The sequence below is a fragment of the Roseateles sp. genome (assembly GCF_052436255.1).
GTDB lineage: Bacteria > Pseudomonadota > Gammaproteobacteria > Burkholderiales > Burkholderiaceae_C > Pelomonas.
The window spans coordinates 1-20,013 of record NZ_JBQVNP010000047.1; the positions used below are offsets into that span (position 1 = coordinate 1).

General features: G+C 70.8%; 16 protein-coding genes and 1 pseudogene. 14 read left to right on the plus strand and 3 right to left on the minus strand.

Annotated elements, in window-relative coordinates; all coding sequences use genetic code 11:
- The 4 genes from ACT6S0_RS12700 to ACT6S0_RS12715 all read left to right on the plus strand — a co-directional run.
- Window positions 1–1,300, plus strand: a 1,300-nt coding sequence (locus tag ACT6S0_RS12700) for an ATP-binding protein (protein WP_444764192.1), incomplete at its 5' end; no start/stop codon positions are given.
- 261 nt (window positions 1,301–1,561) lie between these two features.
- Complete coding sequence (locus ACT6S0_RS12705) at window positions 1,562–5,320, plus strand: ATP-binding protein (RefSeq protein ID WP_444764193.1); 3,759 nt, start codon at window positions 1,562–1,564, stop codon at window positions 5,318–5,320.
- 65 nt (window positions 5,321–5,385) lie between these two features.
- Window positions 5,386–5,841, plus strand: a complete 456-nt coding sequence (locus tag ACT6S0_RS12710) for a (2Fe-2S)-binding protein (RefSeq protein ID WP_444764194.1) — start codon at window positions 5,386–5,388, stop codon at window positions 5,839–5,841.
- A gap of 10 nt (window positions 5,842–5,851) precedes the next feature.
- On the plus strand, window positions 5,852–8,086 hold the full coding sequence (locus ACT6S0_RS12715) for a molybdopterin cofactor-binding domain-containing protein (RefSeq protein ID WP_444764195.1): 2,235 nt from the start codon (window positions 5,852–5,854) through the stop codon (window positions 8,084–8,086).
- Here ACT6S0_RS12715 and ACT6S0_RS12720 read toward each other — a convergent pair.
- Complete coding sequence (locus tag ACT6S0_RS12720) at window positions 8,073–8,276, minus strand: heavy-metal-associated domain-containing protein (RefSeq protein WP_444764196.1); 204 nt, start codon at window positions 8,274–8,276, stop codon at window positions 8,073–8,075. The two genes, ACT6S0_RS12715 and ACT6S0_RS12720, sit on opposite strands and share 14 nt — an antisense overlap.
- A gap of 40 nt (window positions 8,277–8,316) precedes the next feature.
- Between ACT6S0_RS12720 and ACT6S0_RS12725 the strand changes: the two genes are divergently transcribed.
- Together ACT6S0_RS12725 and ACT6S0_RS12730 are read left to right on the plus strand one after the other, a co-directional pair.
- Entirely contained in the window at window positions 8,317–8,871 is a 555-nt protein-coding gene (locus tag ACT6S0_RS12725; protein ID WP_444764197.1) for an NADPH-dependent FMN reductase, read from the plus strand.
- Complete coding sequence (locus tag ACT6S0_RS12730; RefSeq protein WP_444764198.1) at window positions 8,868–9,764, plus strand: pirin family protein; 897 nt, start codon at window positions 8,868–8,870, stop codon at window positions 9,762–9,764. Before ACT6S0_RS12725 ends, ACT6S0_RS12730 begins: the two co-directional genes overlap by 4 nt.
- On the opposite strand, the gene ACT6S0_RS12735 is transcribed toward ACT6S0_RS12730, so the two are convergent.
- Entirely contained in the window at window positions 9,761–10,780 is a 1,020-nt protein-coding gene (locus tag ACT6S0_RS12735; protein WP_444764199.1) for an ATP-binding protein, read from the minus strand. The genes ACT6S0_RS12730 and ACT6S0_RS12735 overlap by 4 nt on opposite strands.
- 148 nt (window positions 10,781–10,928) lie before the next feature.
- Here ACT6S0_RS12735 and fba point away from each other — a divergent pair.
- The 5 genes and pseudogenes from fba (at window position 10,929) to ACT6S0_RS12760 (ending at window position 16,286) form a co-directional block, all read left to right on the plus strand.
- Window positions 10,929–11,992, plus strand: a pseudogene (gene fba / locus ACT6S0_RS12740) (class II fructose-bisphosphate aldolase).
- A complete protein-coding gene (locus ACT6S0_RS12745) occupies window positions 11,989–12,417 on the plus strand; it encodes a gamma-glutamylcyclotransferase family protein (RefSeq protein WP_444764200.1) in 429 nt (142 codons plus the stop codon). The pseudogene fba and the gene ACT6S0_RS12745 overlap by 4 nt, the downstream one beginning before the upstream one ends.
- A gap of 63 nt (window positions 12,418–12,480) precedes the next feature.
- Window positions 12,481–13,377 carry a phosphoribosylaminoimidazolesuccinocarboxamide synthase gene (locus ACT6S0_RS12750; RefSeq protein ID WP_444764201.1) on the plus strand — a complete coding sequence of 299 codons (897 nt, stop codon included), beginning with the start codon at window positions 12,481–12,483 and terminating at the stop codon, window positions 13,375–13,377.
- Window positions 13,374–14,495 carry a hypothetical protein gene (locus tag ACT6S0_RS12755; protein WP_444764202.1) on the plus strand — a complete coding sequence of 374 codons (1,122 nt, stop codon included), beginning with the start codon at window positions 13,374–13,376 and terminating at the stop codon, window positions 14,493–14,495. The genes ACT6S0_RS12750 and ACT6S0_RS12755 overlap by 4 nt, the downstream gene beginning before the upstream one ends.
- A 54-nt stretch (window positions 14,496–14,549) precedes the next feature.
- Window positions 14,550–16,286 (plus strand): serine/threonine protein kinase, encoded by a 1,737-nt coding sequence (locus tag ACT6S0_RS12760; RefSeq protein WP_444764203.1) that lies wholly within the window; start codon window positions 14,550–14,552, stop codon window positions 16,284–16,286.
- A 21-nt stretch (window positions 16,287–16,307) separates the two neighbouring features.
- Here ACT6S0_RS12760 and ACT6S0_RS12765 read toward each other — a convergent pair whose 3' ends face one another.
- Entirely contained in the window at window positions 16,308–17,258 is a 951-nt protein-coding gene (locus ACT6S0_RS12765) for a tetratricopeptide repeat protein (RefSeq protein WP_444764204.1), read from the minus strand.
- A 130-nt stretch (window positions 17,259–17,388) separates the two neighbouring features.
- Between ACT6S0_RS12765 and purE the strand changes: the two genes are divergently transcribed.
- Genes purE through ACT6S0_RS12780 form a run of 3 tightly spaced genes read left to right on the plus strand, consistent with a single transcriptional unit; the run spans window position 17,389 to window position 20,005 of the window.
- Entirely contained in the window at window positions 17,389–17,853 is a 465-nt protein-coding gene (gene purE / locus ACT6S0_RS12770; protein ID WP_444764219.1) for a 5-(carboxyamino)imidazole ribonucleotide mutase, read from the plus strand.
- 8 nt (window positions 17,854–17,861) lie between these two features.
- Window positions 17,862–19,013, plus strand: a complete 1,152-nt coding sequence (locus ACT6S0_RS12775) for a 5-(carboxyamino)imidazole ribonucleotide synthase (RefSeq protein WP_444764220.1) — start codon at window positions 17,862–17,864, stop codon at window positions 19,011–19,013.
- Entirely contained in the window at window positions 19,013–20,005 is a 993-nt protein-coding gene (locus ACT6S0_RS12780) for an L-threonylcarbamoyladenylate synthase (RefSeq protein WP_444764205.1), read from the plus strand. Before ACT6S0_RS12775 ends, ACT6S0_RS12780 begins: the two co-directional genes overlap by 1 nt.
- The last annotated feature ends 8 nt before the right edge of the window (window positions 20,006–20,013 follow it).

Here is a 20,013-nt window from a genome sequence, read left to right on the forward strand (position 1 = left end):
GGCGGTGCTGGCGCTGGGCGCCTGGGGCGCCGTGCTGGCCGGCCTGCTGCCCACCCCCGCGCCGGCGCTCTACCTGCTGGCGCTGGCGCTGCTGCTGACAGCCGTCGAGCATGAGCGCCATACCCGCGAGCGTGAGCGTGAGCTGATGCGCGAGCGCGAGCTGGCAGAGGCACGCAGCCGTGCCAAGACCGAGTTGCTGGCCCAGGTCAGCCACGAGATGCGCACGCCGATGAACGCCGTGCTCGGCTTCTCCGACATCCTGGCCCGCTCGCCGCTGCAGCCGGAGCAGGCGCGCCATGTCGAGCTGCTGGGCCATGCCGGCCGCCAGGTCTTCGCCTTGATCAACGACCTCCTCGACAACGCCCGCATCGAAAGCGGCCGGCTGGAGCTGGCGGTGCATCCCTTCAACCTCACCGAGCTGGTGGAGCTGCAGCTGGAACTGCTGCGCGAGCGCGCCCAGGGCCAGGGCCTGTGGCTGCGCGTGTTGGCACGCGCCGAGGCCGCTGGCTGGGTGCTGGGGGATGCGCAGCGCGTTGCGCAGATCATCACCAACCTGGTCGGCAACGCCATCAAGTTCACCAAGACCGGCGGCGTCACCGTCGAGCTGTCGCGCAATGCCGCGGGCCGCGTGGTCGTCGGCGTGCAGGACACCGGCATCGGCATTCCGGCCGGGCGGCTGGAGCGCATCTTCCTGCCCTTTGCCCAGGCCGACGCGTCCATCTCGGCCGAGTTCGGCGGCACGGGCCTGGGGCTGGCCATCACTCGCAGCCTGGCGCGGCTGATGGGCGGCGAGGTCAGCGTGCACACCCGGCCAGGCGAGGGCAGCCGCTTCGAGGTCAGCCTGGACCTGCCGGCCACGGTGGCGCCCGCGGCGGCACTGGCGCTGGGCGACGTCAGGCGCGCCGAACGTGTCACACCAACCCGGCCGCTGGCGCTGCTGCTGGCCGAGGACAACGAGGTCAACGTGCTGGTCATCGAGGGCATGCTGGCGCCGCTGGGCCACCGCATCACCCGGGCGCGCGACGGCGCACAGGCGCTGGCCGCGCTCCACGATGGCGACTTCGACCTGGTGCTGATGGACATGCTCATGCCGGGGCTGGACGGGCTCTCGGCCACGCGGCAGTGGCGGGCCATCGAAGCCCGTGAGCGCCGCCGCCACACGCCCATCGTCGCACTGACGGCCAACGCCTTCGACACCGACGTGCAGCAGTCGCTCGCCGCGGGCTGCGACGCCCACCTGACCAAGCCCATCAGCCTGGCCGCCTTGCTGCAGGCGCTGGCGACTTACGCGCGCGCCTGAGGCCGACCGGGTCGGCCGGCCCGGTGCGAGGCGCAGCCTGCGCCGCACCGGCGCGACCCCGCAGCCCTGCAGCCCTGCAGCCGGACACGACCCTGGGCGCCGGCCATGCGCAGAGCGTCGCCAACCTGCGCGGCCGTCCAATCCAAGGTCAAGCACAGCAGCCGCTGACCACCCGCGTGGGCTGTAAGCCCATGCCGGCGCCGGCCCTGCGCGTCGGGACGCTATCGTGTACGCCCGAAAGCCGAATCGAACGCCTGCCGCATGACCGAGCCCGCCCACGCGCCGCGAGATTTAGACACGTCCTTCATGGCCGGCGGCGGCGAGCTGGGCGCCCTGATGCGCGCCCATGACTGGGCCGGCACGCCGCTGGGCGAACCCGCCGGATGGCCGCGCAGCCTCAAGACCGTGGTGCGCATCATGCTGACGTCGCGCCAGCCGATCTGGATCGGCTGGGGGCCGCAGCTCATCTACCTCTACAACGACCCCTACCAGTCCATCATCGGCGGCCGCCACCCCTGGGCGCTGGGCCAGCCCACGGCGACGGTCTGGCACGAGCTGTGGCGGGACATCGGCCCGATGCTCGAAACGGCGATGAACGGCGACGGCATCTTCGTGGAGAGCCAGCTGCTCATCATGGAGCGCAACGGCTACCCCGAGGAAACCTACTACACCTTCTCCTACAGCCCCGTGCCCGGCGACGACGGCGTGCCGGCCGGCATCATCTGCGCCAACTCCGACGAAACCCTGCGCGTCATCGGTGAACGGCAGCTGGCGCTGCTGCGCGAGCTGGCGACGCGCGGCGCCGATGCGCGCAGCGTGGCCGACGCCGTGCAGCGCTGCGCCGCGGCGCTGGAGACCAACCGCAAGGACGTGCTGTTCGCGCTGGTGCTGCTGCGTGCGCATGGCGAGACGACTTTCGAACTGGCCGCAACGGCAGGCGGGGCGGGCTCCTGGGCGCAGGCGGTGCGCACGCTCGACGTGCGCGAGGCGCCCTGGTCCGCCGACGCCGTGCTGGCAGTGCAGCAGCCGCATCTCGTGGACGCGCTGCCGGCGGGCATCAACTGGCCCGGCGGCGACTGGCCGCAGGCGCCGCGCCGGGCGATGGTGCTGCCCATCCGCGCGTCCGGCGAGCAAGGCCACGAGGGCGTGCTGATCGTCGGCCTCAACCCCTACCGCCTGTCCCAGGGGCGCTACACCGACTTCCTGAGCCTGGTGGCGCAGCAGCTCGCCGCTGCCATCGGCAATGCCGAGGCCTACGAGCTGCAGCAGCGGCGTACCGAGGAGCTGGCGCGGCTGGACCGCGCCAAGACGCAGTTCTTCTCCAACATCAGCCACGAGTTCCGCACGCCGTTGACACTGATGCTCGGCCCGCTGCAGGACGCCATGGGCCACCCGCAGTTGCCACCCGCGGCGGGCAGCCGGCTGCGCATGGTGGAGCGCAACACGCTGCGCCTGGCCAAGCTGGTCAACGCGCTGCTGGAGTTCTCGCGCATCGAGGCCGGCCGCGCGACCTCGGTGTTCCGGCCGACCGACCTGGCAGCGCTGACCGGCGAGCTGGCCAGCAGCTTCCGCTCGGCGATGGAGTCGGCCGGCCTGGCCTTCCGCGTGGCCTGCCCGCAGCTGCCGGCGCCGGTCTACGTGGACCGTGACCACTGGGAGCGCATCGTGCTCAACCTGCTGTCCAACGCGCTGAAGTACACGCTGCAGGGCAGCGTGACGGTGCGGGTGGGCGCGCTGGACGACCATGCCGTCGTCGACATCGAGGACACCGGCGTCGGCGTGGCCGAGCACGAGCTGCCGCGGCTGTTCGAGCGCTTCCACCGTGTCGAGGGGGTGCGGGCGCGCACGCACGAGGGCAGCGGCATCGGCCTGGCCCTGGTGCAGGAGCTGATGCGCCTGCACGGCGGCAGCATCGAGGTGCAGAGCCAGCTCGGCCAGGGCACGCGCTTCACGCTGCGCCTGCCGTTCGGCCACGCCCGCCTGCCGCCGGAGCAGGTCCGGCACGAGCGGGCCGAGCCGCATGGCGTCAGCCTGGCTTCGTCCTATGTGCAGGAGGCGCTGCGCTGGCTGCCCGACGAGCCCGGTGCGGTCGATGGTGCCGCTGCCGATGCCGGCGCGGATGCCGGCGACCAGATCGGCGCACGCTACCGGGCCACGCTGGGCGCGCGCATCGTCATCGCCGACGACAACGCCGACATGCGCCAGTACCTGCGCGGCCTGCTGGCGCCGTACTACCGCGTCGAGGAGGCGGCTGATGGCGAGCAGGCGCTGGCCGCCGTGCGCCGCGAGCGCCCGGCGCTGCTGCTGTCCGACGTGATGATGCCCAGGCTCGATGGCTTCGAGCTGGTGGCCGCGCTGCGCGCCGATGAGCGCCTGCACACCCTGCCCGTCATCCTGCTGTCGGCCCGCGCCGGCGAGGAGGCGCGCATCGAGGGCCTCGGCGCGGGCGCCGACGACTACCTCATCAAGCCCTTCACAGCGCGCGAGATGCTGGCGCGCGTGTCGGCGCTGATCGAGCTGGACATGCAACGCCGCGCCAGCGAGCAGCAGCTGCGCCTGTTCCTCGTGAATGCGCGCATGTTCAGCTGGGAGTTCGAGCTGCGCACGCGGCGGCTGACGCTGTCGGACAACGCCGCCGACGTGTTGGGCGCAACGCTGCGCGATGTCGACGAAGGCTTCGCCATCGTCCATGGCGACGACGCACCCGCCCTGCGCCAGGCGATGGCGACGGCGGTGTGCGACCGTGGCGGCTTCACGCTGGAGCTGCGCATCGTGCGGCCCGACAACGGCGAGCTGCGCTGGGTGGAGGTGCGCGCCCAGACGCTGTGCGACGCCGCCGGTGGGCCGCTGCGGCTTGCCGGCCTCTCCTTCGACATGACCGAGCGCAAGCGCATGGAGGAGTCGCTGCGCGATGCGGACCGGCGCAAGGACGAGTTCCTGGCCATGCTGGCTCACGAGCTGCGCAACCCGCTGGCGCCGATCCGCAATGCCGCCGAGCTGATGCTGCGCACGACGGCACCGGGCGCGACCGAGCGCCGCGCCGTGGAGATCATCAACCGCCAGGTCAAGCAGATGACGCGCATGGTGGATGACCTGCTGGACGTGTCGCGCATCACCCATGGCCGCATCGAGCTGGAGCACGCGCCGGTGGCGCTGGCTGCGATCGTCGCGTCGGCGCTGGAGGCCGTGGTGCCGGCGATGCAGGAGCGCCGCCACCGCCTCAAGGTGGTGGAAGGCCCGCCGCTGACGGTGCGGGGCGATGCGGCGCGCCTGCAGCAATGCCTGGTCAACCTGCTGTCCAACGCGGCCAAGTACACCGACCCCGGCGGCGATATCACCGTGGAGCTGGCGCGCGAGGGCGACGAGGCCGTCTTGCAGGTGCGCGACAGCGGCGCCGGCATCGCGGCCGACATGCTGCCGGCCGTGTTCGACCTGTTCGTGCAGAGCTCGCGCACGCTGGACCGCGCCCAGGGTGGCTTGGGGCTGGGCCTGTCCATCGTGCGCCGCCTCGTCGAGATGCATGGCGGCCGCGTCAGCGCCCGCAGCCGCGGCGTGGGGCAGGGTGCGACATTCGAGATCCGCCTGCCGCTGTCGAAGCAGCTGGCGGTCGCGGAGCTGCCTGCCCAGGCGGCCACCAACCCGCCGCGCCGTGTGCTGCTGATCGACGACAACGTGGACGCCGCCGAGTCGCTGGCCATGAAGCTGCGCGCCGATGGCCACGAGGTGCGCACCGGCTTCAGCGCGCCGGATGCGCTGGCGATGGCCAAGGCCTGGCGGCCCGATGTCGCCCTGCTCGACATCGGCCTGCCGGGCATGGATGGCTACGAGGTCGCCCGGCGCCTGCGCGCCGAGCTGCCCGCCGCGCCGCTGCGTCTGGTGGCGCTGACCGGCTACGGCCGGCCGGAGGACATGCAGCGTTCCACCGCCGCGGGCTTCGATGGCCATCTCGTCAAGCCGGTGGGCCTGGACGCGCTGGCCCAGGCCATCCAGCCCACGGCGCCGGTCGGCACCAAAGCCTGACTGATGTACGGGGCGACCGCTTCTCGCTAGAGTCGCTCGCTTCCCACCCCCTGCCAGGAACTCCCATGATCAACATGACCGTCAACGGTCGCGCTGTCGCGCTGGACGCCGACCCCGACATGCCCCTGCTGTGGGCGGTGCGGGAAGAGCTGCAGCTGACCGGCAGCAAGTTCGGCTGTGGCGCGGCCCAGTGTGGCGCCTGCACCATGCATGTGGCCGGTGCGCCGGTGCGCAGCTGCATGACGCCGATCTCCTCGGTGCAGGGCCCGGTGACGACCATCGAGGGCATCGCCACCGACAAGGTCGGGCAAGCCGTGCAGGCGGCCTGGGTCGAGCACGACGTGGCCCAGTGCGGCTACTGCCAGAGCGGCCAGGTGATGAGCGCCGTCGCGCTGCTCAAGGGCAACAACAAGCCCACTGACGCGCAGATCGACGCCGCCATGGCCGGCAACATCTGCCGCTGTGGCACCTACACCCGCATCCGCGCCGCCATCCATGCGGCCGCGGCTCATCTCGCTTGAGGAGGCCGACATGCTGAACCCCCGTCGCATCGATGCCGTCCTGACCGGCGGCTCTGCCGGCCTGTCCCGCCGTGCCTTCGTCACCACCACCGTCGGCGGCGCCGTCGGCCTGGCCCTGCTGCCGGGCGCCGTCACGGCGCAAGGCGCGCCGGCCAAGCCGGGCACCAAGCCGACGGAGCAGCCGCTGGCCTTCGTCACCATTGCGAAAGACGGCACCACCACCATCCTGTGCAACCGCATGGACATGGGCCAGGGCATCGAGACCGGCCTGGCCATGATCTGCGCCGAAGAACTGGACGCCGACTGGAGCAAGGTGAGGACCGGCTTTGGCGACCAGCGCGGTGAGTACGTCGACCCGCTGTTCGGCATGCACCTGACCGGCGGCTCGAACTCGGTGAAGAACAGCTACCTGCAATACCGCGAGCTGGGCGCGCGCACCAAGGCCATGCTGGTGGCTGCCGCGGCGCAGGCCTGGGGCGTTCCGGCGGCTTCGCTGACGACGGAGAACGGGGTCATTGCGGGCGTCGGCAAGAGCGCCGGCTATGGCGAGTTCTTCGACGCGGCGATGAAGCTGCCGGTGCCCGAGGCCGTCACGCTGAAGGACCCCAAGAGCTTCAAGCGCATCGGCCAGCCCACGACACTGGTCGTCGCCAAGGACAAGAGCACCGGCGCCCAGGCCTATGGCATGGACGTGCAGCTGCCCGGCATGGCCGTGGCCGTCATCCAGCGCCCGCCGGTCTTCAACGGCAAGATCGCCAAGCTCGACGTGGCCGAGGCGATGAAGGTCAAGGGCGTCAAGGCCGTGCTGCCGGTCACGCTGGACCGCGGCGGCCAGGGCGTGGCGGTCGTCGCCAGCGGCTACTGGGCGGCCAAAAAGGGCCGAGACGCGCTCAAGGTCGACTGGGACCTGGGTGGCGTCGCCAAGGCCGACACGGCGGCGCTGACCCAGCAATACCTGGCCCTGGCCAAGACGCCCGGCACGCCCGCGCCCAAGCCCGAGTTCCAGGCCGACGTCAGCGGCTGGAGCAAGGCGCCGAAGAAGATCACGGCCGACTTCGTCTTCCCCTATCTCAACCATGCACAGATGGAGCCGCTGGCCTGCACGGTGGACCTGAAGGCCGACCGCTGCGACGTGTACTACGCAGCGCAGATGCCCGGTCTCGACGCGATGGCCCTGGCCAAGACGGTGGGCCTCAAGCCCGAGCAGGTGCAGATCCATGTGCAGATGGCCGGCGGCGGCTTTGGCCGGCGCGCCACGCCGACCAGCGAATGGCCGCGCGAGGCGGCGGCCGTCGCCGTGGCGCTGGCCCAGGCCGGCCAGCGCATGCCGGTCAAGGTGATCTGGAGCCGTGAGGATGACCTGAAGTCGGGCTATTACCGGCCCATGACCGTGCACCGCGCCGAGATCGGTTTCGACGCCACCGGCAAGGTGGCCGGCTGGCAGCACCGCATCGTCAGCCAGAGCATCCTGAAGGGCTCGCCGCTGGAGGGCTTCGGCTACCAGAAGGGCGTGGACGGCACGACCACCGAGGGCATGCGCGACCCCTACGCCATCCCGATGCACCTCAGCGTGCACCACCCCGAGGTCAACGTGCCGGTGCTGTGGTGGCGCTCGGTCGGCGCCACCCACACGGCCTATGTGATGGAGACGCTGGTCGACGAGATCGCGTTTGCCACCAAGCAGGACCCGGTCGCCTATCGCATCAAGCTGATGGACGGCAACGCCAAGGCGGACCGCCACCGCGCGGCGCTACAGGCGGCCGTCGACAAGAGCGGCTATGGCAAGCGCAAGCTCAAACCCGGCCAGGCCTGGGGTGTGGCCCTGCACGAGAGCTTCGAGTCCGTCGTCGCCTATGTCGTCGTCGCCAGCATGAAGGGCAAGGGCAACGCCCGCCAGCCGGTGCTGCAGGAAGTGCATGCCGGCGTGCACTGCAACCTTTGCATCAACCCGCGCGCCGTCGAGGCCCAGGTACAGGGCGCCGCCCTCATGGCCCTGGGCACGACGATGCCGACCCACCACGTGACCTTCAAGGACGGCGTCGTCGAGCAGAACAACTTCTACGACATGGCCATGCCGCGCATCACCGATGCGCCGAAGGTGATGACGGTCAGCATCGTGCCCAGCAACGACCCGCCCAAGGGCATGGGCGAGCCTGGCCTGCCGCCGCTGGCGCCGGCTCTGGCGAATGCGGTGGCGCGGTTGACGGGCAAGCGCCAGCGGGAGTTGCCGTTCAGCTTTGCGTGATCGAAGGCGGATAGCCCGCCTCGGTCAGCGCGGCCACCAGCGTCTGGCGGGGCAGGTCGCTGTCGACCGCGGCGCTGCGGGTGGGCAGGTCGATCTCGACGCGCGCCTGGGCGTCGGCCGCCTTCAGCGCATCGGTGATGGCGGCCACGCAGTGGCCGCAGCTCATGTCGGGCAGGGTGAAGTGGTGCATCGCTGGCATCATGCCTGCGTCCTCGCTTGCGGTAGCCGCCATGCACATCATTGCCCTCAGTGGCGCGCTGCGCCGCGCTTCCTACAACACCGCCCTGCTGCGCGCGGCCATCACGTTGGCGCCCGAGGGCGTCAGCATCGAGCTGCGCACGCTGCACGGCATTCAGCCCTATGACGGCGACGTCGAGGCCGTCGGCATCCCCGAGGCCGTCACGACACTGCGCGAGGCCATCCGCGCCGCCGACGCGTTGCTGATCAGCACGCCCGAATACAACAACGCCATCCCCGGCGTGCTGAAGAACGGCCTGGACTGGCTGTCGCGCCCGAGCGGCGAGGGCGCCAGGCTGTTCGGCGGCAAGCCGACCGGCCTGATGGGCGCCACGCCCGGCGGCTTCGGCACCGTGCAGTCGCAGGACGCGCTGCTGTCGGTGCTGCGCGCCTTCGGCAACGACTTCTGGATGGGCGGACGGCTGATGGTGTCCAAGGCCGGCACGGTGTTCGACGCCGACGGCCAACTGGTGGACGACAAAGTGCGCGAGCAGTTGCAGCGCTTCGTGCATGGCTTCGTCGACTTCGTGAAGCGGAGGCAGGCATGAGCATCCTGGTCGAACGCATCACCAGCCACCTGGGCGACGTCGGCGGCCTGCCCATCCAGCGCGCGCTGCCGAACAAGGGCCGCCGCACCATCGGCGCCTGGTGTTTTGCCGACCATGCCGGCCCGGCGAGCCCCGAGAAGCGCATGAACGTCGGCCCGCATCCGCACACCGGCCTGTCGACCTTCAGCTGGATGATCGAGGGCGAGATCCTGCACCGCGACAGCCTGGGGTCGGAGCAGGTGCTGCGTGCCGGCCAGGTCAACCTGATGACGGCCGGGCACGGCATCTCGCACAGCGAGGAGTCGCTGTCCGACCGCATCCACCTGGCGCAGCTGTGGATCGCGTTGCCGGATGCCGAGCGTGAGCGCCCGCCCAGCTTCCAGCATTTCCCCGACCTGCCCCGCGCGTTGCTCGGCGAGGGCTGGGAGGCGACCGTGCTGGTCGGTGAGTTCGGCGGCCAGTGCTCGCCGGTGCCCAGCTTCACGCCGTTGCTGGGCCTGGACCTTGCCGCCACCGGCCCGGCCTGCGCGACGCTGGCGCTGGACGAGGGTTTCGAGCATGGCGTCATGCTGCTGGAGGGCGAGGTCGCGGTCAGCCCGACGGGCCACGACGCGGTCGAGCCCGTCACGCCGGGCACGCTGCTCTGCATCGGCGCGGGCTGCGCCGCGGTTGAGCTGCGCTGCGCGGCATCGACGCGGCTGCTGCTGCTCGGCGGCGCGCCCTGGCCTGCGCCGCCGCTGCTGTGGTGGAACTTCGTCGGCCGCGAACCGGCGGAGATGCAGGCGTGGGCGCTGGACTGGGCGCGCGAGGATGGCGGGCGTTTCGGTGTCGTGCAGGGCTACCAGGGCCCGCGCATCGCGGTGCCGCCCGTGCCGGCGCTGCGTAAGTCCTAGCCGGCCCGGGCGCTCTTCACCAGCGCCGCGATGCGCGGGCTGGTGTTCACCGCCACCAGCTCGATCTGGGGGTTGGCCTTGGCGAACACGCGGAACAGCTCGTCCGTGAAGCCATGACCGACGTCGGTGACGCCGTCGAAATCGATCTCCGCACGCCTGAAGGCCGACAGCCGCGAGCCCACGCGGCGCGCGGCGGCACGGGAATCCAGCGCCTGGCCCTCGGTCGTCAGCAGGCGCAGCTGCACGCGGGTCTGGTCGAATTCGATGCCGTCGCCCTGGATGCTCCAGGCGGCCATGACGCCGTCGAGCGTGCGCGTCGTGTTCAGCGCAATGGCCATGTAGATGCTGCTGCCCTGGCGCGGCAGGGCGCGGCCTTTCTTCCAGCCGCTGCTTTCCCAGGCGCGACGCTGGTAGGCGGTGTTGTTGGCGTGGATATCGAAGACGTCGGCCAGCTGGCTGCTGAAGAACAGGCCACGCCCGGTGTGGGCGTCGGGCGCGCTGGTCAGGCGCCCCTTGCTGAGTTCCAGCATCGCGTGCTGCGTGTCCTCCAGCTGGAAGGCGTTGCAGATCTTGTCGAACACGCCGATGCCGTCATCGCTGACCAGCAACTGCACATGGGTGGGCGTCTGGCGCAGCGACACGGTGACGCTGCTGCCGCCAGAATGGTCCGCCGCGTTGTTGACCAACTCGGTGAAGCCGTGCTGCACCATGCGCTCGACATGCTTGGGCAGCGCGAAGTGGGGCGCGAAGTCGCGCTGCCAGGGCAGGTCTTCCTGCAGGCCGTAGAGGGTGTAGCTGCGTGCCACCTGGCGCAGGGCGCCGGGCGAGAACACCGGCCGGCGCGAGGTGCCTGAGCGGGCCAGCCAGCCGGCCTCGGCAAGGCGCTTCAACGCGGCCATCGCGGCGCGGCGGCTCGCGCCGGTGCGCTCTTCGATGTGGGCGGCCAGATCGTGCGAATGCTCGCTGGCGGCGGCCGTGATCCAGTTGGTGAGGTGGTCGAACACCAGTCTTGTCATGACCGCGCATTGTGCTGACTACTCTCATCCGTGGGGGTGGGGCATGCCCGGCACTCCATAGAATCCCCAACCAGTTACGACGCGGTTACGGCCTAGTGTGCGTATCGCAGTCGGCCCAGATTTCTCAACTCCACCCGGGGAAATTCCCATGCCTCTCGTTTCCATGCGCCAGTTGCTGGACCACGCCGCCGAAAACGGCTACGGCATCCCAGCCTTCAACGTCAACAACCTGGAGCAGGTGCAGGCCATCATGGCCGCGGCCGACGAGGTCGGCGCGCCGGTCATTCTGCAGGCCTCGGCGGGGGCGCGCAAATATGCCGGCGAACCCTTCATCAAGCACCTGATCCAGGCTGCCTGCGAGGCCTACCCGCATATCCCGCTGGTCATGCACCAGGACCATGGCACCAGCCCCAAGGTCTGCGCGGGCGCCATCGACCTGGGTTTCGGCTCCGTGATGATGGACGGCTCGCTGCTGGAGGACGGCAAGACGCCGGCCTCGTTTGAATACAACATGGAAGTCACCCGCAAGGTCGTCGAGATGGCGCATGCCGTCGGCGTCACCGTCGAGGGCGAACTGGGCTGCCTGGGCAACCTGGAGACGGGCGAGGCCGGCGAGGAAGATGGCATCGGCGCCGAAGGCAAGCTCGATCACTCCAGATGCTGACCGACCCCGAGGAGGCCGCCGTCTTCGTCAAGGCCACGCAGCTGGACGCGCTGGCGATTGCCATCGGCACCAGCCACGGCGCCTACAAGTTCAGCCGCAAGCCCACCGGCGACATCCTGGCCATCGGCCGCGTGAAGGAGATCCACGCGCGCATCCCCAACACCCACCTCGTCATGCACGGCTCGTCCAGCGTGCCGCAGGAGCTGCTGGCGATCATCAACCAGTACGGCGGCAAGATGAAAGAGACCTTCGGCGTGCCGGTCGAGGAGATCCAGGAAGCCATCAAGCACGGCGTGCGCAAGATCAACATCGACACCGACATCCGGTTGGCAATGACCGGCGCGGTTCGACGTTTTCTTGCCGAGAACCCCGACAAGTTCGACGCCCGCGAATGGCTCAAGCCCGCCCGCGAGGCTGCCAAGGTCATTGCCAAGCAGCGCTATATGGAATTCGGCTGCGAAGGCCAGGCCGCCAAGATCAAGAGCCGCACGCTGGCCGACATCGCCGCCGCCTATGCGCGTGGCGAGCTGGCGCAGAAGGTGCAGTGACGGCACACGTCTTCACCTACGGCTCGCTGATGTGGGCCGACATCATGGCCCGCGTCTGCGGCAGTGAGTTCGCCAGCGAGCCCGCCTCGCTGCCGGACCACACGCGCCGCCCCGTGCATGGCCAGGACTATCCCGGCCTGCAGCAGTTCCCCGGCGGCCTCGTGCCGGGGCGTCTTTATCGGGACGTCGACGCCGCCGCCTTGGCGCGGCTAGACGCCTTCGAGGGCGTCGAGTACGAGCGCATCGGCGTCATCGTGACGCTGACCGACGGCAGCAAGCTGCCGGCCCAGGCCTACCACTTCCGCACCACGCTCGCCGACCGGCTGCTGCCGGGCGACTGGGATGTCGAGGCCTTCGGCAGCGAAGGCCGGGCGCGCTTCGTCGCCCGCTATGTCGGTTTCGACCTGATCGAGCCGCTGCGCTGATCCCGGCAATGCTGCCGCGGCACGAGGCCAATTGGCTGGAGACGGCACGTAAAATCGCCGCCCATGCCCCAAGCCCTCTACGAATCCACCCTGACTTCCCTCCCGCTGCTCGGCCGCGGCAAGGTGCGCGAGAACTATGCCGTCGGCAATGACCGCATCCTGATGGTCGCCAGCGACCGGCTCTCGGCCTTCGACGTCATCATGGGCGAGCCGATTCCCGGCAAGGGCGCGCTGCTGACGAAGATGGCGCTGTTCTGGTTTGACAAGCTGCAGGGCATCGTCCCCAACCACCTGACCGGCGAGGACCCGCTGTCCGTCGTCACACCGGCCGAGGCCGAGCAGTTGCGCGACCGCACGATGCTTGTCAAGCGCCTGAAGCCGCTGCCCATCGAGGCGGTCGTGCGCGGCTATCTGGCCGGCAGCGGCTGGGCCGAGTACCAGGCCAGCGGCAGCGTCTGCGGCGTCAGGCTGCCGGCCGGCCTGCGCAACGCCGACAAGCTGCCCGCGCCCATCTTCACGCCCGCCACCAAGGCCGAGATGGGCGACCACGACGAGAACATCTCGTTCGAACAGGCCGCGGACATCATCGGAATCGACCTCGCGAGCCGCGTGCGCGACATCTCCATTCAGCTCTACCAGCGCGCGGCCGACTTCGCGCTGACCAAGGGCATCATCATTGCCGATACCAAGTTCGAGTTCGGCCTGGATGCCCACGGCGCCCTCACGCTGATGGACGAGGTGCTGACGCCCGACTCCTCGCGCTACTGGCCGGTCGAGAGCTACGCGCCGGGCAGCAACCCGCCCAGCTACGACAAGCAGTTCGTGCGCGACTGGCTGGAGGCCGTGCGCATCGACGGCCAGCCCTGGGGCAAGACCGCACCGGCGCCCGCGCTGCCGGCCGAGGTTATCGAGCGAACCGTGCAGAAGTACGAAGAGGCGCTGCAGCGGCTGACCGCATGAGCCAGAAGCTGCGCAGCCGGCTGGCGCAAAGGCTGGACGGCGAGATCGCCGCCGTGGCCTCCATGCCGGCGCGCGCCGCCGTGCTGCAGGCCCAGCGCGCCATCCTGTGGCTACGCCATGGCCGCGAGGCCGAGGCCCGCGAGGAGCTGAACCGCCTGCAGGTGCGCGCCCTCGTGCATCCGCGCATCGAGCTGGCGGCCTGGCTGCACCTGGCCGAGGGCCTGACGGCTTATTTCAGCGCCTTCGGCGGCGGTGCCTGCGAGCGCGTGCGCCGTGCCCAGGTCATGGCTGCCGCCGCCGGGCTGCGCGCGCTGCAGGCGCTGTGCGACGCCTGGCTGGCGCAGATGGCCTTTGTGGACCGCGACATCGAGCGCTTGGTCGGCCACGCCGCTGCTGTGCTCGCGGGCCCGCCGGACAATGCGGCCGCGTGTCGGGTCGCGTCGTCGCTGGGCATGGCCTGGGACCTGGCCAATGACCCGGCGGCCGCGTCCGCCTGGTATGCCTGGGGCCGCCGCGCCGCCAGTGCCGAGGGCGACGACGCCGGCCTCGCCGCGCTGCTCTACAACCAGATGCAGATGCGCGCGCTGCGCATCCGCCATGCGGCGCTGGCCGGCCAACCCGGCGAGGCGCCGGCCGTGCTGCTCGGCGTCGACTCCATCGGCCATTTCGACGACGCCGTCGGCGGCTCGCCACGCGCCGACCTGACGCCGCTGCTGCGCGCCCAGTTGCTGACCGTGCAAGGCGACTTCGCCGCGGCCGCCGCGTTGCTGGAGGCCCATCTGCCCGAGGCCATCGCCGCCGGGCTGGCACGCACCGGCGGCAGCCTGCTGGCCGACCTGGCCTGGTGCTGGTCCAACACCGGTGATGCGCTGCGCGCCCGCGCGCTGGCCGACCAGGCCGCCGTCGAGGTGCAGGCCGAGGACGCGACCCACTGCGACCTGGACGAATGCGCCGCCCTGCACGCCCGCCTGGCGCAGGTCTACGCGCGCCTGCGCGAGGACGCGCTCTCGGCCCGCCACGCCGACGCTGCCCAGGCCGCCTGGACCCAGGACGCCGCGCAGCGCCGCCTGTGGGCCGAGCGCCTGGGTTCGGCCGGTTTGGGCACTCCGCCACGCTAACCGGGCTTTCTCCGGGCTGTCGGCGCGCCGGGGCTGCGTTACCCTCGCCCGCCTATGACCGCCGACGCCCGCGACGACGAAGCCATCAACGCCTTGCCCGCGGGCACCCGCTTCGGCGAGCTGGAAATCCTTGGCACGCTCGGCGTGGGCGGCTTCGGCATCGTCTACCTCGCACGCGACCACTCGTTGGAGCGCGAGGTGGCGATCAAGGAGTACATGCCCAGCCAGTTCGCCTCGCGCGACGGCCGCTCCCAGGTGTCGGTGCGCTCGGTCTCCATGAAGGAGACCTTCGAGCTGGGCCGGCGCAGCTTTGTCAACGAGGCCAAGCTGCTGGCCCGCTTCGACCACCCGTCGCTGCTCAAGGTCTACCGCTTCTGGGAAGCCAACGGGACTGCCTACATGGCCATGCCGCGCCTGGTCGGCCAGAACCTGCGCGAGGCGCGCAAGGCCCAGCCGACACCGCCACCCGAGGCCTGGGTGCGGCGCATCTTCGACGCCGTGCTGGGCGGGCTGGCCATCCTGCATGCCCAGCAGGTCTGGCACCGCGACGTCGCGCCCGACAACATCTTCATGCCGGCCGATGGCGGCCCGCCCATCCTGCTGGACTTCGGCGCCGCCCGCCAAGCCATCGGTGACCGCACCCAGGTCTTCACGGCCATCCTCAAGCCCAGCTTCGCGCCCATTGAGCAGTACGCCGAGTCCAACGCGTTGCGCCAAGGCCCCTGGACCGATTTCTATGCGCTGGCTGCGGTCATGCACGAGCTGCTGACCGGCCGTCCGCCGCCGCCCGCCACCGCGCGGGCGATGGGGGATGAGCTGGCGCCGCTGCAGGTCGAGGGCTATTCGCCGGCCTTCCTGGCCGGCCTGGACTGGGCGCTGCGCATGCCCCCCCAGCAGCGCCCACAGACCGCCGCCGCCTGGCGCGAGGTGCTCGACGGCCGTGCCGACGTGCCGGCCGCCCAGCCGACGCCGCCACGGATCACGTTGGCACCGGCGCCTGCACCTGTCGGGCCGCTGGATATCGAGTTCGCCGACACCGTGCAGGGCACCCCGTCCGAGCTGGACGATCTCTCGGCCACCGTCATCGTGCCGCTGCGCAAGAACGCAGCGCCACCTCCGCCGCCCTCGCCCAAGGCCGACAAGCCCAAGCCGCCTGCGGCGCCGCCCGCCAGGCCCGGGGCCGCCCCGCCGCGCTCCTGGCAGGGCCCAGCCGCTATTGGCGGCGGCGTGCTGGCGTTGGTGCTGCTCGGCCTCTTCATCCTGCAGTTGCGCCCTGGGGTTGCGCCGCAGGCGCTGCCGGAACCCGCCGCCTCGGCCGTCGTCGCGGCGACGCCACCCGCGCCGCCCGAAGCGCAGGCTGCTTCGGTGCCAAGCGCTGCCGGGGTGACTCAGGCGTCGGCGCCTCTGCCCGACCCTGGCAAGCCGGTGCCCGTGGCGGCCACACGGCCTGCGTCCGCCCCCGCAGTGGTCGCACCGCGCCGTGATACCGCGCCCAAGCCGGTGCTGACCGAGAAAGCCGGCGATTTCCGCCCTGCGCCGCGCAGCCCCGTCATCGCAGCGCCCGAGCCGGCAGCACCGGTCCGTGCAAGCAATACCGCCGCCAAGCCCGCCCCGGCCGCGGTGGTGCAGACGCCCGCCGAGCCGCGCACGGCCGGCGAGGCCTGCGGCAGCCGCGTCCTGTTCGCGCGCGCCTGGTGCATCGACCGGCAGTGCGAAAAGCCCATCTACCAGAACGACCCCGAGTGCGTGAAGCTGCGCGAACTGCGCAGCAACCGCGGCGGCGTGCCCTGACAGGCCGCCGGCCAAGCCGGGTCAGAACAGCGCCATCGACAGCTTGCGCCGGTAGCTGTCGACCAGCGGGTCGCTGTGCCCGACAGCGGCCTTGCCGGTCAGCTCGAGCGCACCCGCCTTGGCTTCGGCGGCCTGTTTGGGTGCCGGCTTGGTCAGCAGCTCCAGAATGGCGACATAGGTCTTGCGCGCGGCCTCGCCGTTCCAGGCCTTGTCGCGCATGATGATTTCCAGCAGCTCGTCCATGGCTTCGCTGAAGCGCTGAGCGGCCAGATGCGTCTGGGCCAGTGTGAAGCGCGCGTCGAAGTCGCGCTTGTTGGTCACGATCGCCGCCTGCAGCGCGGCAGGGTCGGCGGCTTCGGCGGCGTCGAAGGCGGCCAGCCAGGTGGCCAGGGCGGCCAGGCGCGGCGAGGGCGTCAGGGTGTCGGCGGCCTTGACGGCCACCGGCGCGAAGGCTTCGCGCGCTTCGGCCACCAGGCCCAACTCCAGCAGCGCTTTGACGTAGTCGAAACGCGCAGCGTCATTGGACGGGTCGGTCTGCACGGCATGCGCCAGCTTGCCCAGGGCGGCTTCGAGGTCGCCTTCGGCCATCAGCCCTTCGGCCTCGGCCACGTCGGCCTGCGCCTCAAGCATTTCGCCCGGCGGCACATGCTTGTCCAGGAACTCGCGGATCTGCGCCTCCGGCAGGGCACCGACGAAGCCATCAACCGGCTGGCCGTCGATGAACATCACGCAAAAGGGGATGGAGCGCACGCCGAACATCTGGCTGAGCTGGGTCGCGATCTCGGGCACCTCGTCGCTGTTGAGCTTGGCCAGCGCAAAACGGCCGGCGTAGGCGGTCTCGAGTTTCTCCAGGATGGGGCCGAGCGTGCGGCAGGGGCCGCACCAGGGCGCCCAGATGTCCAGCAGCACGGGCTGGCTCCGGGAGGCAGTGATGAGTTCGGCTTCGAAGTTCTGGAGGGTGATGTCGATCATGGCGGACAGGAGATTGGGCTCGAGCGGGAGGTTGAGCCTCGGCTTCTACAATTCAAGGCTTTCCTGAGCCCCGGAGCGTGCCTTGCCAATCTCAGCCACCTTGAACCCGGATGCCGTCATCGGCATCGTCATGGGCTCCAGCAGCGACTGGGAAACAATGAGACTAGCGGCCGAGATTCTGACCGAGTTCGGCGTCGGCTTCGAGGCCAGGGTCGTGTCGGCCCACCGCATGCCCGACGACATGTTTGCTTACGCGGAAAGCGCCGCTGCCCGCGGGCTCAAGGCCATCATCGCCGGCGCTGGCGGCGCGGCCCACCTGCCGGGCATGCTGGCCGCCAAGACGACGGTGCCGGTGCTGGGTGTGCCGGTGGCGAGCCGACATCTGCAAGGCGTCGATTCCCTGCACTCGATCGTGCAGATGCCCAAGGGCATCCCGGTCGCGACCTTCGCCATCGGCAACGCGGGTGCAGCGAATGCGGCGCTGTTTGCGGTGGCCATGCTGGCGACCGGTGACGCGGCGCTGCTGGACACGCTGAATGCCTACCGCGCGAAGCAGACGGAAGTCGCCCGCGCGATGAGCCAGGAGCTGCGTTGAGCGCGCTGATGCCCGGCGCGGCAACGCTCGGAGTGCTCGGCGGCGGCCAGCTGGGCCGCATGTTCGTCCAGGCGGCCCAGGCTTTGGGCTACCGCTGCGTCGTGCTGGACCCGGATGCGATCAGCCCGGCCGGCGCTGTGGCGGACAAGCATGTCAAGGCCGACTATCTGGACTCCTTCGGCCTGGCCCAGCTGGCGCGCGACTGCGACGCCATCACGACCGAGTTCGAGAACGTGCCGGCGCTGGCGCTGGAGACGCTGGCGGGCATGCGCGTCGTCGCGCCCGCGGCCGCTGCCGTCGCGGTCTGCCAGGATCGCGCCGTCGAGAAGGCGCATTTCGAGGCGGCCGGCGTGCCTTGCGCGCCGCATGCCGTCATCACCAACGAGATCGAACTTGCCGCCGTCGACCCGGCCCTGCTGCCCGGCATCCTCAAGACCAGCCGCATGGGCTACGACGGCAAGGGTCAGGTGCGGGTTTCGACGGCTGCGGAGTTGGCGCAGGCCTGGAACGACCTCAAACGCGTGCCCTGCGTGCTGGAACAACTGCTGCCGCTTCAACGCGAGCTGAGCGTCATCGTCGCGCGCGGTGCGGACGGGCAGCTCGTCAACTACCCCGCGCAGCAGAACCTGCACCGCAGCGGCATCCTGGCCGTCACCGAGGTGCCGGCGCCGGACATCCCGGCCGAGGTGGAGAAGCTGGCCGTCGCCGCTGCCCGTCAGGTGGCCCAGGCGCTGGGCTATGTCGGCGTGCTGTGCATCGAATTCTTCTGGCTGGACGATGGCCGCCTGGTCGTCAACGAAATGGCGCCGCGGCCGCACAACTCCGGCCACTGGACGATGAACGGCGCGGATGTGTCGCAGTTCGAGCTGCAGGTGAGGGCGCTGGCCGGCCTGCCGCTGACGATGCCGCGCCAGCATTCGGCCAGCGTGATGCTGAACCTGCTGGGCGACCTGTGGTTCACAGGGGCCGGGGGCCCGACCCCGCCGCCCTGGAACCGCGTGCTGGCGCTGCCGGGCACCCATCTGCATCTCTACGGCAAGGCCGAGGCGCGCCATGGCCGCAAGATGGGCCACCTGAACATCACGGCCGAGACGCCGGCCGCAGCCCACGACGTGGCCCTGCAGGCCGCCGCCATGCTGGGCCTGCCCGCCGACTTCTGATGCTGTTGCCCGGTCACGATCCAGAAGCCGTGCGGGCCGCCGCGCGCCGCCTGGCCGATGGCGAATTGCTGGGCCTGCCCACGGAGACGGTCTACGGCTTGGCCGCGCGGGCCGACGGCGATGAGGCGGTGGCCAAGATCTTTGCCGCCAAGGGTCGACCGAGCGACCACCCGCTGATCGTCCATGTGCTGGATGCCCGCGGCGCGGAGCCATTTGCCGGCCACCTGCCCGCCACCGCGCGCCGGTTGATGGACGCCTTCTGGCCCGGGCCGCTGACGGTCATCGTGCCGCGCAAGGCGGGCGTTGCCGATGCCGCCGCGGGCGGGCAGGCCACGGTGGCACTGCGCTCGCCTGCCCACCCGGTCGCGCGCGCGGTGCTGGCCGCCGCGCGGGAGCTGGGCGTCAACCGCGTGGCCGCGCCCAGCGCCCACCGGTTTGGCCGCGTCAGCCCGACGCTGGCCCGGCATGTCGTCGAGGAATTCGGACCGGAACTGATGGTGCTGGACGGTGGCGCCTGCGAAGTGGGCATCGAGTCCAGCATCGTTGACTGCAGCCGAAGTGACAGTCATGGCCCTGCGCTGCTGCGCCCCGGGCTGATCAGCCGCGCCGCCATCGAGGCCGCGCTCGGTGAGCCGCTGGCCGAGCCCGATGCCGCGGCGCCCAAGGCCTCGGGCACACTGGCCGCGCACTATGCGCCGAGCGCCCACCTGCGCCTGCTTGCATCTGAGGCGCTGGCTTTACGTCTGGCGACGTTGGCCGCCAGCGGGGGGCTTGAGGGGGTGGCGGTATATTCACGCGCCCAGTTGCCGGCCTGGCGTTGGCAGCCGCAGCCGGGTGACCCGGCGGCGGCGGCCCACGAGTTGTTTGCGGTGCTGCGGGCCCTGGACGCGGCCGGCGCCCGTGAGATCTGGGTCGAGGCTCCACCCGGCGACCCTGCCTGGGATGGCGTGCGAGACCGGCTCAGCCGGGCCGCCGCCGCCTTCACCGATTGAGTTTTCCT